14 protein-coding genes and 2 pseudogenes are annotated in these 12,155 nt (G+C 64.1%); 3 read left to right on the top strand and 13 right to left on the bottom strand.

Going from position 1 to position 12,155, the window contains the following annotated elements; all coding sequences use genetic code 11:
• From EOA38_RS40335 to rpoZ, 10 genes and pseudogenes are all read right to left on the bottom strand, one after another.
• Nucleotides 1-122: pseudogene (locus EOA38_RS40335) on the bottom strand (aminoglycoside phosphotransferase); the annotation flags it as partial.
• A gap of 97 nt (nucleotides 123-219) precedes the next feature.
• Nucleotides 220-1,152: a GTPase Era gene (gene era / locus EOA38_RS14685; RefSeq protein ID WP_189350195.1), complete on the bottom strand. Its 933-nt coding sequence runs from the start codon at nucleotides 1,150-1,152 to the stop codon at nucleotides 220-222.
• On the bottom strand, nucleotides 1,137-1,853 hold the full coding sequence (rnc, locus tag EOA38_RS14680; protein ID WP_127299509.1) for a ribonuclease III: 717 nt from the start codon (nucleotides 1,851-1,853) through the stop codon (nucleotides 1,137-1,139). The genes era and rnc overlap by 16 nt, the downstream gene beginning before the upstream one ends.
• A gap of 4 nt (nucleotides 1,854-1,857) precedes the next feature.
• Nucleotides 1,858-2,607: a signal peptidase I gene (gene lepB, locus EOA38_RS14675; protein ID WP_126094933.1), complete on the bottom strand. Its 750-nt coding sequence runs from the start codon at nucleotides 2,605-2,607 to the stop codon at nucleotides 1,858-1,860.
• Between the two features lie 80 nt (nucleotides 2,608-2,687).
• On the bottom strand, nucleotides 2,688-3,101 hold the full coding sequence (acpS, locus tag EOA38_RS14670) for a holo-ACP synthase (RefSeq protein ID WP_126094934.1): 414 nt from the start codon (nucleotides 3,099-3,101) through the stop codon (nucleotides 2,688-2,690).
• Nucleotides 3,098-3,685 (bottom strand): DUF2062 domain-containing protein, encoded by a 588-nt coding sequence (locus EOA38_RS14665; protein WP_127221191.1) that lies wholly within the window; start codon nucleotides 3,683-3,685, stop codon nucleotides 3,098-3,100. Before EOA38_RS14665 ends, acpS begins: the two co-directional genes overlap by 4 nt.
• Before the next feature lie 274 nt (nucleotides 3,686-3,959).
• Nucleotides 3,960-4,340, bottom strand: coding sequence for a VOC family protein (locus tag EOA38_RS14660; protein ID WP_127221192.1), 381 nt, complete (start codon nucleotides 4,338-4,340; stop codon nucleotides 3,960-3,962).
• A gap of 75 nt (nucleotides 4,341-4,415) precedes the next feature.
• Complete coding sequence (pyrE, locus tag EOA38_RS14655) at nucleotides 4,416-4,994, bottom strand: orotate phosphoribosyltransferase (protein ID WP_127221193.1); 579 nt, start codon at nucleotides 4,992-4,994, stop codon at nucleotides 4,416-4,418.
• Nucleotides 4,995-5,019: 25 nt separating this feature from the next.
• Entirely contained in the window at nucleotides 5,020-7,248 is a 2,229-nt protein-coding gene (locus EOA38_RS14650) for a bifunctional (p)ppGpp synthetase/guanosine-3',5'-bis(diphosphate) 3'-pyrophosphohydrolase (RefSeq protein ID WP_126094940.1), read from the bottom strand.
• A gap of 126 nt (nucleotides 7,249-7,374) precedes the next feature.
• Nucleotides 7,375-7,776, bottom strand: coding sequence for a DNA-directed RNA polymerase subunit omega (gene rpoZ, locus EOA38_RS14645; RefSeq protein ID WP_040972027.1), 402 nt, complete (start codon nucleotides 7,774-7,776; stop codon nucleotides 7,375-7,377).
• A 305-nt stretch (nucleotides 7,777-8,081) separates the two neighbouring features.
• Here rpoZ and EOA38_RS14640 point away from each other — a divergent pair, with 305 nt between their 5' ends.
• Complete coding sequence (locus EOA38_RS14640) at nucleotides 8,082-8,663, top strand: NYN domain-containing protein (RefSeq protein WP_126094941.1); 582 nt, start codon at nucleotides 8,082-8,084, stop codon at nucleotides 8,661-8,663.
• Nucleotides 8,660-9,331 carry a uracil-DNA glycosylase gene (locus EOA38_RS14635; RefSeq protein WP_189434676.1) on the top strand — a complete coding sequence of 224 codons (672 nt, stop codon included), beginning with the start codon at nucleotides 8,660-8,662 and terminating at the stop codon, nucleotides 9,329-9,331. The genes EOA38_RS14640 and EOA38_RS14635 overlap by 4 nt, the downstream gene beginning before the upstream one ends.
• On the opposite strand, the gene EOA38_RS14630 is transcribed toward EOA38_RS14635, so the two are convergent.
• From EOA38_RS14630 to dapA, 3 genes are read right to left on the bottom strand one after another with little or no spacing between them, the layout of a single operon-like run.
• Nucleotides 9,300-10,043: a GH25 family lysozyme gene (locus EOA38_RS14630; RefSeq protein ID WP_127299508.1), complete on the bottom strand. Its 744-nt coding sequence runs from the start codon at nucleotides 10,041-10,043 to the stop codon at nucleotides 9,300-9,302. The two genes, EOA38_RS14635 and EOA38_RS14630, sit on opposite strands and share 32 nt — an antisense overlap.
• Nucleotides 10,044-10,075: 32 nt before the next feature.
• On the bottom strand, nucleotides 10,076-10,555 hold the full coding sequence (gene smpB / locus EOA38_RS14625) for an SsrA-binding protein SmpB (RefSeq protein ID WP_127221263.1): 480 nt from the start codon (nucleotides 10,553-10,555) through the stop codon (nucleotides 10,076-10,078).
• Nucleotides 10,556-10,580: 25 nt separating this feature from the next.
• Nucleotides 10,581-11,462 (bottom strand): 4-hydroxy-tetrahydrodipicolinate synthase, encoded by an 882-nt coding sequence (gene dapA / locus EOA38_RS14620; RefSeq protein WP_127221262.1) that lies wholly within the window; start codon nucleotides 11,460-11,462, stop codon nucleotides 10,581-10,583.
• A gap of 234 nt (nucleotides 11,463-11,696) precedes the next feature.
• Between dapA and EOA38_RS14615 the strand changes: the two are divergent.
• Nucleotides 11,697-12,155 (top strand): annotated as a pseudogene (locus tag EOA38_RS14615) (lytic transglycosylase domain-containing protein); the annotation flags it as partial.

Genomic DNA, 12,155 nt, shown 5'->3' with positions numbered 1-12,155 from the left:
GTGCGGTTGTCCCAACCACCGAACGCGACGGGCTTCACCGGCAAATGCCGCCATTCCGGAAACTGCGCATCGACCAGCCGGCGCACGAGATCGGTGTCGATTTCCACTTTCGGGTCATGCATGTCGTTGTCCTAAATCGCTGCGCGGTTTTAGACGGCATGCATCTGAGTCATGCATGTCGTCATCCCAAAACCGCGCCGCACTTTTGGGCGACATGCATCAGTGCGGAAACTCCAGCCCCATCTCGCGATAGCGCTCGGGGTCGTCGCCCCAGTTCTCGCGCACCTTCACGAACAGGAAGAGATGCACCTTTTGCTCGAGGATCTCGGCGATCTCGGCGCGCGCGGCCTGGCCGATGGCGCGGATCGTCTCGCCTTTGTGGCCGAGCACGATCTTCTTCTGGCTGTCGCGCTCGACATAGATGACCTGCTCGATCCGCACCGAGCCGTCCTTCTTCTCTTCCCATTTCTCGGTCTCGATATGCGAGGAATAGGGAAGCTCCTGATGGAGTCTCAGATAGAGTTTCTCGCGGGTGATCTCGGCCGCGAGCTGGCGCATCGGCAGGTCGGATATCTGGTCTTCCGGATAATACCAGGGCCCGGCCGGCAGCGTCTCGGCAAGATAGTCGAGCAGGTCCTTGCAGCCGGAGCCGGTGAGCGCCGAAACCATGAAGGTGCGCTTGAACGGAACTCTTTCGTTTGCTGCCGATGCCAGCGCCAGAAGCGTCTCCGGCTTGACCCGGTCGACCTTGTTGAGGACGAGCAGCATCGGCTGCTGGACGTCCTTCAGCCGGTCGAGGATGGCGTCGGCATCGCCCTTGATGCCGCGTTCGGCATCGATCAGAAGCACGACGACGTCGGCATCCTTGGCGCCGCCCCAGGCGGTGGTGACCATCGCCGTGTCCAGCCGGCGCTTCGGCTTGAAGATGCCGGGCGTGTCGACGAAGACGATCTGCGCGTTCTCATGCGTGGCGATGCCGCGCACGATCGCGCGGGTTGTCTGCACCTTGTGGGTGACGATCGACACCTTGGCGCCGACCAGCTGGTTGACCAGCGTCGACTTGCCGGCATTGGGCGCGCCGATCAGCGCGACGAAGCCGGAACGCGTAGCGGGTGTTTCAGGGGCTTCGGTGCCGGTCATGTCGCGCTCCACACGCCTTCGCGCAGCAACAGCACCGCCGCCGCTGCCTGTTCCGCCTCGCGCTTGGAACGGCCGCTGCCGATCGCCGGCGCAAAGGAACCGACTTTCACGCTGACGGTGAACAGCGGATCGTGGTCGGGGCCTTCGCGACCATCCACCCGGTAGGCCGGAACCGCGCCGGCAGCCGCCTGGTGCGCCCATTCCTGCAGTTCGGTCTTGGCGTCGCGGCGGGCGGCGCCTGTCGCCTGCGAGCGCGGCTGCCAATAGCGGTGGATGAACGCGCGGGCAGCGTCAAGGCCACCATCCAGGTAAAGCACGGCAATCAGCGACTCCAGCGCGTCGGCGCGCAGATTGGTTCGCTTGCGGCCGTCGAGATTGCGCACGTCGGAGCCGGCGCGGATCAATTCCGGCAGGCCGATCTCCCCGGCGATCTCGGAAAGCGCCTCGGCGTTGACCAGCGCGTTGAGGCGCAGCGACAGCTCGCCCTCGGCGGCATCGGGAAAGGCCGCCAGCAGCATGTCGGCCACGACAAGGCCGAGAACGCGGTCGCCCAGGAATTCGAAGCGTTCGTAGTCGACGCCGGCATGGGTCGAGCGCGCGCTGGCATGAGTCAGCGCGCGCTGCAGACGCTGGCGGTCGGCGAAGGCGTGGCCGGTGCGCTCGAAAAGCGCTTCGGCGAGGGCATCGGCGGTCAAACGCTTGGTGGCCGCCATGACCTTAGTGGACGAGATGGAACAGGCGTCCGGCGCGCATCAGCGACGGCCACTTCCAGATTTCCAACGGGCTTGCGCCGTCGGCGATCGAGAAGAAGATGACGTTGGCACGGCCGACAAGGTTCTCGGCCGGCACGAAACCGACGGTGAAGCGGCTGTCGGAGGAATTGTCGCGATTGTCGCCCATCATGAAATAGTGACCGGGCGGCACGTCGAACTCGCGTGTGTTGTCGCCGATCGAATTGGGCGTCAGGTCGAGCGTGTCGTAGGTGACGCCGTTGGGCAGCGTCTCGCGATAGACGTCGACGGGACGGTCGACCTCGGTGATATCGGGATTGTCGATCTGGCCGACCTTTTCGCGCGGCACGGCGGTGCCGTTGATGAAGAGCTGGCCGTCCTTGACCAGGATCTTGTCGCCGGGCAGGCCGACGACGCGCTTGATGTAGTCGACGGACGGATCCGGCGGGAACTTGAACACCACCACGTCGCCGCGCTTGGGCTCCGAGCCCCAGATGCGGCCGGAGAAAATGTTGGGGCCGAAGGGCAGCGAATAGCGCGAATAGCCATAGGCCCATTTGGTGACGAACAGATAGTCGCCCTCGAGCAGCGTCGGCCGCATCGAACCGGACGGGATGGAGAAGGGCTGGAACAGCAACGTGCGGATGACAAGCGCGAGCAGCAGAGCCTGGATGATGACGGAGAAGGTTTCACCAAGCCCGCCGGATTTCTTCTGCGATTTTTCAGCCACGCTCATGTCGTCCTCGATTGTGCGTTGGTTGGTATAGAGTCTCGGCGCGCGCTGGGCAACGTCATGCCGCCCGTGGTCAGATGGAATCAATGTGGCGCTTGTTCGGCGGGCACTGCCTCGATGATCACAAAGGCTTGAGCAAGCGGAAAATCATCGGTGATGGTGAGGTGGATCAGCGCGCGGTGGCCCTTGGGCAGGATTTTCTCCAGCCTTGCCGCGGCGCCTCCGGTCAGAGCCATGGTCGGCGCGCCGCTCGGCAGGTTGACCACGCCCATGTCGCGCCAGAACACACCCTCGGCCATGCCGGTGCCCAGCGCCTTGGCGCAGGCCTCCTTGGCGGCGAAGCGCTTGGCGTAGGAGGCGGCGCGGGCCGCGCGGCCTTCGGATTTGGCCTGTTCGACCTCGGTGTAGATGCGCTGGATAAAGCGCTGGCCGTGCCGCTCCAGCGACTTCTCGATGCGTCTGGTGTCTATCAGGTCGCTGCCGATGCCGATGATCATTCCGCGGGAACTTCCCGCCCGCCAGCGCGCTTGGCCTTCTCGGCCCGCTCGGCCATGCGCCGCTTCCGCTGCTCGCGAAACACGGTCATGCCCCAGCGGGTGATGCCATAGAAGATGAGTCCGAAGACCAGGCCAAGCGGCACCGCGCCGAGGAGCATCGGCTCCAGGATCGGATGCCACAACTTGGCGAAGGAAAGCGTTTGCATCATTTCGCCGAGATGTTCGGGCGGGCCGTGCTTGGGCAGACGTTCATGCAGGATGAGCTTGCCCGTTTCCCAGGATGCGCCCCAAAGCAGCGGGAAGGTCAGCGGATTGCCGAAGAACACTGCGCCCAGCGCCGCCGCCACCAGATTGCCGGCGATCACCCAGCAGAGCACGGCGGCGATGACGAAATGGAAGCCAAGCGGGAAGAAGGACGCGAAAACGCCCGCCGCGACGCCGGCCGCGACGGAATGGGGCGTCGCCTTCAGCCGCAGGATGCGCTTGGAGAAATATTGCACAGAGCGCGAGAACGAACGGCGCGGCCACAGATAGGTACGCAACCGCTCCAGGAGGCCATCAGGCTCTCGGCGTCGAAAAAGCACTCTGTTTCAGTTCCTGGTCCAACACACGCTTCCCCTGCTACCCGGGTCGCGCCGACATATCTTGCGCTTCGAGGGCGCAGGAAGGCAACAAAACTTTGATATAGCGACTGCCAGGCCACGGAACAACGAAACGCCGCCGCGATGGTCTGCCGCAGGCTGTAACAAGAACGCCATTCTGGCGAAACTGAGGAAGCGAACCGGGAGGCAAGGCCGATAATCACCATTCGACCGGCGCTGCGCTGTGCGGCTCGGTCTGAATTGACCGAAACGGAGGCTATGCCAGATATTCGCTAACCTCGACCAGATTGCCGTCGGGATCGCGGAAATAGACCGACATCATCCTGCCGCGCGCCCCAATGCGCTCAACCGGCCCGACTTCGACCGCCACGCCGTTGGCCTCGAGGCTGGCGCGGATGTCGGAAAGAGGCACCGCCGCGACGAGGCAGAAATCGCCGGAGCCCGGCGTCGGCGTCCTTGCCTTCGGCTCGAAGGTGTGCCCGACTTCATGCAGGTTGATCTTCTGCGATCCGAACAGAAGCGCGGTCGGACGGTTCGGCTCGTCCAGCCGCCGCAGGCCAAGCACACGCTGATAGAAATCGCAGGTCGCTTCGACCGAGCGGACCGTCAGCACGAAATGGTCGATGCCGGCAATCATCGCGACCTCGACGCGCGCCGCTGGCAAAGAGATTCAAGCGGCGCGCTCAAGTGCTTGTTTTCATGCATCGCGGCGTCAGATGTTCCGGCTGCCCGGCTTGACGGCCGGGATGGCGGCAAGCTCCGGCGGCAGGCGGTCGGGCGGATAGGCAGGCACCTCATATTCTGCGAGCGCGATCAGCGGCACGCCGACATCGGTCTTGCCGGCCGAGCGGTCGATGATGCAGGCGGCTGCCACCACCTCGGCGCCGAGCTCGCGCAGGCAGTCGATCGTCTCGCGGATCGAGAGTCCCGTGGTGACGATGTCCTCGACGATGACGACACGCGACCCCTTGGCGATCTCGAAACGGCGGAGCCTGAACTCGCCCCCTTCCCGTTCGACCCAGATCGCTGGAGCGCCCAGATGACGCGATGTCTCGTAGGCCGGGATCAGGCCGCCGATCGCCGGGCCGACGACATAGTCGATCCCGCCCGGCACACTTTCTCGGATCTTCTCGGCCAGCGCCTTGCACAGGCGCTCGGTCTTGTCGGCATGCATGAAGACGCGTGCCTTCTGCAGGAAGATCGGGCTGCGCAGGCCGGACGTCAGGATGAAATGACCTTCGAGAACGGCGCCGGCCTCGCGGAATATGCCCAGCACTTCTTCGGTGTTCATTTCTTCCCTCTCTCGTCGCTCATCGTTAGCCGTTCACACGCCGAGCGTCGCTGACGCTCGAATTGTCCTTGAGCTGCGACAGCAGCCGGTTGAGATGCTTCAGGTCCCAGACCTCGAGGTCGATCAGCATCTCGGTGAAATCGGGAGCGGTGCGCACCATCGACAGCGTATGGATGTTGGCATCGTTCGACGCAACAACCTGCGCTATGTCGGCAAGGGATCCCGGCGCATTGATGGCAGTAACCGAAATGCGCGCCGGGAAGCGCTCCTTGGTGCGCTCGTCAATGTCCCAGCGGACGTCGATCCAGCGCTCGGGCTGGTCGTCGAAGGCCTGCAGCGCCGGCGACTGGATCGGATAGATGGTGATGCCGGTTCCCGGCTGGATGATGCCGACGATACGGTCGCCGGGCACCGCCCCTTCCGGCGCGAAGCGCACTGGCAGGTCGCCGCGCACGCCGCGGATCGGCACCGCGCCCTCGCGCTGCTGGTCCTTGCCCTTGCGCGCGGCGCGGCCGGGCATCTGGAACAGCATGCCGGCGGCGTTGCGGATCTTCGACCAGCCCTCCTCGCGCTGCTTGGGCGCCGCGACCGTGACGCGCTCGTCCTTGTAGTCGGGGAACACCGCCTTCATGACGTCGGTCGATGCCAGCTCGCCGCGCCCGACGGAGGCCAGCACATCCTCGATGTCCTTGCGCGCCAGCCGGTGCAGCACCGGTTTCAGGCTCTCCTTGGCAAAGCTCTTGCCGGCGCGCTCGAAGGCGCGTTCCAGGATGCGAGCGCCGAGCCCGGAATATTGCTTGCGGATGGCGTTCTTGGTGGCGCGGCGGATGGCGGCGCGCGCCTTGCCGGTGACGACGACCGATTCCCAGGCCGCCGGCGGCACCTGCGCCTTGGAGCGGATGATCTCGACCTCGTCGCCGTTCTTCAATTCCGTCATCAGCGGCATTATGCGGCCGTTGACCTTGGCGCCGACGCAGGTGTCGCCGACATCGGTGTGAACGGCGTAGGCGAAGTCGATGGGGGTGGCGCCGCGCGGCAGCGCGATCAGCATGCCCTTGGGCGTGAAGCAGAACACCTGGTCCTGGAACAGCTCCAGCTTGGTGTTTTCCAGGAAATCCTCAGGGTTGTCGCCTTCGGCCAGCTGCTCGATGGTGCGCCGCAGCCAGGCATAGGCGTTGGTCTCCTTGGAGATCGCGTGCGCGGCGCCGTTCCCCTTGCCGCCCGTGTCCTTGTAGATCGAATGCGCGGCGACGCCGTATTCGGCGATCTTGTTCATCTCGCGGGTGCGGATCTGCAATTCGACGCGCTGGCGCGACGGGCCGACGATGGTGGTGTGGATCGAACGGTAGTCGTTCTGCTTCGGCGTCGAGATGTAGTCCTTGAAGCGGCCGGGCACCATCGACCAGGTGGTGTGGATGGCGCCGAGCGCGCGGTAACAGTCCTCGACCGTGTCGACGACGACGCGGAAGCCGAAGATGTCGGAGAGCTGCTCGAAGGACAGCGCCTTGGCCTCCATCTTGCGGAACACCGACCACGGCTTCTTCTGCCGGCTTTTGACGCTGGCCTTGATCGCATGCTTTTCGAACAGGCCCGACAACGCCTTTTCGATCTCGTCCAGCACGCCCTTGTTGCGCTCGAAGATCTCGGCGAGCCGCGCGGTGACGGCGCGATAGGCTTCCGGATTGATGTAGCGGAAGGCGATCTCTTCCAGTTCCTCGCGCATGCCCTGCATGCCCATGCGGCCGGCTAGCGGCGCATAGATGTCCATCGTCTCCTCGGCGATGCGCAGGCGCTTGGACTCAGGCATATGGTCGAGCGTGCGCATGTTGTGCAGGCGGTCGGCGAGCTTGACGAGGAGAACGCGAATATCCTCGGAGATCGCGAGCAGCAGCTTGCGCAGGTTCTCGGCCTGCTCGGCCTTTTTGGAGACGAGGTCGAGCTTCTTCAGCTTGGTCAGGCCCTCGACCAGCTTGCCCATTTCGGGGCCGAACAGTTCGTCGATCTCGGCCCTGGTCGCGGTCGTGTCCTCGATCGTGTCATGCAGCAGGGCGACCGCGATGGTCGCCTCGTCCATGTGCATTTCGGTGAGGATGGCCGCCACTTCCAGCGGATGCGAGAAATAGGGATCGCCCGAGGCACGCTTCTGGTGGCCATGCTTCTGCATGGCGTAGACATAGGCCTTGTTGAGCAGCGCCTCGTTGACGTCAGGCTTGTAGCGCTGCACGCGCTCGACAAGCTCATACTGACGCATCATGGGCGGGATCTCGCGGTGCTGAAATGAATCATGCGCCGCTGTTGCTTGCGGCGCATGTCATAGATAGCCACGAAACTTACGAGACGGAAGTGCCGGATGCTTGATCCAGGCAAGTTCCGACGAAGCTTAGTAGTCGTCGCTCTTTTCCGGCGGCACCAGACCTTCGATACCGGCGAGCAGGTCTTCCTCGCTCATGCGGTCGAAGGCGATGTTCTCCTCGGCGTCGTCGGTGTCCGCAGCGGCGGTGGCGGCTCCAGTCTGATCGGCGATCGCCTCGCCATCGGCCTCCGGCTCGTCGACCTCGACATGCTTCTGCAGCGAGTGGATCAGGTCTTCCTTGAGGTCGTCGGGCGACAGCGTCTCCTCTGCGATCTCGCGCAGCGCGATGACCGGATTCTTGTCATTGTCGCGAGGAACGGTGATCTGCGCGCCCTGGCTGATCTGGCGGGCACGGTGGCCGGCGAGCAGCACGAGCTCGAAACGGTTATCGACCTTGTCGATGCAATCTTCAACGGTTACGCGGGCCATGGACTGCCCCTTTCATGCGTGGATTTGATGGAAAACTGGCGGGCTCCATAACCCGGACGCCGCCGAAATACAAGCTTTATGGCGGCAGCGCCCGAAGCACGAGCCTTTGGCCGGCTCAATGTCCGGACATCACCCTTATCCGCCGCTCAAATAGCGCCGATCACAATTGCTTGCAATGCGCGTCCGCGCCCTTGGATATCCACAAATCTGGCGTTATCTCGGATGAGACGGCAAAAGGGACCATTACCGGGCCTGCCCGTCACGTCCATTTAGACGACAGAAATTTTCGAAAGGGATGTTTTTCAATGTTCGATCCCCGTGAAAAGATCGCTCTTTTCATCGACGGCGCCAATCTCTATGCCACCTCGCGGGCGCTCGGCTTCGACATCGACTACCGCAAGCTTCTGGCGAGCTTCCAGAAGCGCGGCTACCTGCTCAGGGCCTATTACTACACCGCGCTGGTCGAGGATCAGGAATACTCCTCGATCCGGCCGCTGATCGACTGGCTGGACTATAACGGCTTCAAGGTGGTGACCAAGCCCGCCAAGGAGTTCACCGACTCGACCGGCCGGCGCAAGATCAAGGGCAACATGGACATCGAGCTCACGGTGGACGCGCTGGAGCTTGCCGATGTCGTCGACCACTATGTCATCTTCTCCGGCGACGGCGACTTCCGCACTCTGGTCGAGGCACTGCAACGGCGCGGCCGCAAGGTGTCGATCATCTCGACCATGGCCTCGCAGCCGCCGATGATCTCCGACGACCTGCGCCGCCAGGCCGACCACTTCATCGACCTGATGACATTGAAGAGCGAGGTCGGCCGCGACCCGTCCGAGCGGCCGGCGCGCCGGCCGGAACCGGCTGAAGTCGACGAGGACGATTATTGAGAGCGGCAGCCTTGAGCGGCGCGCCCTCCCCCGAACCCGACCGTGATTGCCCGCTCTGCCCGCGGCTGCACGACTTCATCGCCGGTTGGCGCGAGCGCGAGCCGGGCTGGTTCAATGCGCCGGTGCCGACCTTGCTGCCGCCGGAGGGCGAGGAGGCGGTCAAGCTTCTGATCGTCGGGTTGGCCCCGGGCCTGCGCGGCGCCAACCGCACCGGGCGCCCGTTCACCGGCGACTATGCCGGCGACCTGCTCTACGGCACGCTGATCGCGCAAGGCCTGGCGCGCGGAGAATTCAAGGCGAGGCCGGATGACGGGCTGCAGCTCGTCGGCACCGCGATCACCAACGCGGTGCGCTGCGTGCCGCCGGAGAACAAGCCGGTCGGCGTCGAGATCGCCACCTGCCGCACCTTCCTCAGGCCGACCATCGCGCGCTTCTCCAATCTGCGCGCTATCCTGACGCTCGGCTCGATCGCGCATCAGTCGACGGTGCGGGCGCTGGGCGGACGCGTCGCCGCGCTTCCGTTCCGCCACGGCGGGCGGCAGGAGGCCGGCGGGATCACGCTGTTTTCGAGCTATCACTGCTCGCGCTACAACACCAACACCGGCGTGCTGACGGAAGAGATGTTCGTCAACGTCTTCAGGGAGATCGCGGCATTCCTGAAGAGCTAGCTTCAGGCGCCGGCGCGAACAGCTCCGTGAGCCGCGCCGGCCCGCCCTTCAGGACATTCAGGTCGACATCGCCGTCGATGCCGTCGACGCGGCCCGTATCGACATATTGCCAATAGACCCAATCGTCTTCGTTCAGCGGCCCCCGCAACGAGCGCAGCCAGCGCTGGCGAACCGCGATATGAGCGGAATAGGTCGGCGCCGTCTCGTCGGTGATGTAGAGGATGGCCGGCTTGCCATAGGCCGCCTCGACCGGGCCCAGGAATGCAAGGAGTTCCGCGTTCAACTCGGCGGGCGAAGGCCGATGCGGACAATTGCCGTGGAATTCGATGTCGACGACCGGCGGCAAAAGCTGCTCGCCGCGCGGCACGGCCGAAATGAAGTTCTTGGCCTGGTCGGCACCCGGGCGGCAGAAGGTGAAGAAATGGTAGGCGCCGACGGCGAGGCCCGCCGCACGGGCCCGGCGCAAATTCTCAGCAAAGGTATCATCGACATAGTCGCCACCTTCCGTCGCCTTGATGATGGCGAAGGCGACATCGTCGGCCGCGACGCGCGGCCAGTCGATCCCGCCCTGGTGATGCGAGACGTCGATGCCCCTTATGGGGAATTCGCCACGATCCGGTGGGAAAGCACGGGGCCGGAAAAAGCCTTCTGCCCAGATGGCAAGCGCCAGAAAGACGAAAGCCAGGGCCAGGACGATCAAGCTGTTCCTCAAGCCTTGGCTCCCTGCCCGCCATTGCGGCCGTCTTATCCGCGCTCCTTGAGGAGCCGCCCCTTCTCGCGCGCCCAGTCGCGCTGCCTCTCTGTCTCGCGCTTGTCGTGCAGCTTCTTGCCGCGCGCGATCGCAAGCAACAGCTTGGCGCGGCCGCGATCGTTGAAATAGATTTTCAGCGGCACCAGCGTCATGCCCTCGCGCTCGACGCTCTGCGAGAGCTTCGCCATCTCGCGCTTGCTGACAAGCAGTTTGCGACGCCGGCGCGGCTCATGGTTGAAGCGGTTGGCCTGCAGATATTCCGGCAAATAGGAATTGATCAGCCAGATCTCGCCGCCTTCGGCCGAGGCATAGCTTTCCTGGATGTTGGCCTGGCCCTGGCGCAGCGACTTGACCTCGGTACCGGTCAGCACCAGGCCGGTCTCGATCGTGTCGAGCACCTCGTAGGAAAAGCGCGCCTTGCGGTTTTCGGCGACCGTCCTGTTGTTGGGGTCGGCTTTCTTGACTTGATTCATAATGCGGAGAGGTGGCGCCTCATCCCTAATTTATCAAGCCGGCGTGCTTCATCGCCTGATCGATCTTTTCGGCGGTTGACGCCTCGATCGTCACGAGCGGTAAGCGCACCACGTTCTCGACCTTGCCCAGCTTCGACAGCGCGTATTTGGCGCCGCACAGGCCAGGTTCCGTGAAGATCGCCTTGTGCAGCGGCAGCAAGCGATCCTGCAGGTCGAGCGCCTTGGCGCTGTCGCCCGAAAGGGTTGCCTCCTGGAATTCCGCGCAGAGCCTGGGCGCGACATTCGAGGTCACCGAGATGCAGCCGACGCCGCCATGCGCGTTGAAGCCGAGCGCCGAGGCATCCTCGCCGGAGAGCTGGATGAAATCCTTGCCGCAGGTCAAGCGCTGCTCCGAGACCCGCTCGACCTTGCCGGTCGCATCCTTGACGCCGACGATGTTCTTGAAGTCGTGGGCCAGCCTGCCCATCGTATCGGGCATCATGTCGATCACCGAACGCGGCGGGATGTTGTAGATGATGATCGGCAGCTTGGTCGCTCTGGCGACGGCGGCAAAGTGCTCGTAGAGGCCGCGCTGCGTCGGCTTGTTGTAATAAGGCGTGACCACAAGCGCTGCATCCGCGCCTGCCTTTTCGGCAAATTGAACCAGGCCGACGGCTTCCTCGGTGTTGTTGGAGCCGGCCCCGGCGACGACCGGAACACGGCCCTTGGCCGCTTCGATGCAGACCTTCACGACATTGCGGTGCTCGTCATGCGACAGCGTCGGCGACTCGCCGGTGGTGCCGACCGGGACCAGGCCCTTGGTGCCCTCGGCGATCTGCCAGTCGATGAAAACGCGAAAGGCTTTCTCGTCGAAACGCCCGCTCTTTTCGAACGGTGTGACGAGCGCGGTCAGCGAGCCTCTCAGCATGTCGTCCAAACTCCTTTGGGACTTTTCGGGTTTTGTTTGCGCGCCTTCTAACCGAAAGCGGAGCCGCGCACCATAGTCTCGACATGGTTCAGCGGCAAGCATCGCCATAGTACCAGCAGGGGCAATTCGAACGGCCTCGATAACCTTTTGTTCACGAGCCTTTCACAACCTGAGTTTAGGCTTGGGATTGGGTCTTCAGGGTCCCTGCCTGCTGGCAATGTGCTAGGATAAAAAATGCCGACGAGGCGACCCCATCTCTTCGCGCTCCTCAGCGCGGTGGTCGCGCTGATGCCTGGGATGGCGATCGGCGGCAGCGCTGACGTGCGCGTGACAGCGGCTATCCCCGCGCCTGGCGCGCCGCAGGCTCTGGGCGAGGCGCAGCCGTCTCAATCTTCGGCAGGCATCGCGCAACTCAAGGGCGGGCTCGACGCGCTGGCCGCCAACGACATAGCCGGTGCGCGCAATGCGCGCGATATGCTGCCCGCCACATCGCTCGACCGGCACATCCTGGCCTGGGCGATCGCGCTCTATGGCGGCGACCAGGTGCCGAGCGGCGAGATCGCCGATGCGGCCAAGATGCTGCCCGGATGGCCGGGCATGATCGCGCTGCGCAAGAACAGCGAGCGCGCGCTCTATCGCGAGAATCCCCCGCCGCAAGTGGTGGTGCAGGCCTTCGGCCGCAGCCAGCCGCTG

Source organism: Mesorhizobium sp. M1E.F.Ca.ET.041.01.1.1 (assembly GCF_003997355.1).
Lineage (GTDB): Bacteria > Pseudomonadota > Alphaproteobacteria > Rhizobiales > Rhizobiaceae > Mesorhizobium.
The sequence above is the reverse complement of the archived record's forward strand: the minus strand, read 5'-3'. Positions and strand labels throughout refer to the sequence as shown.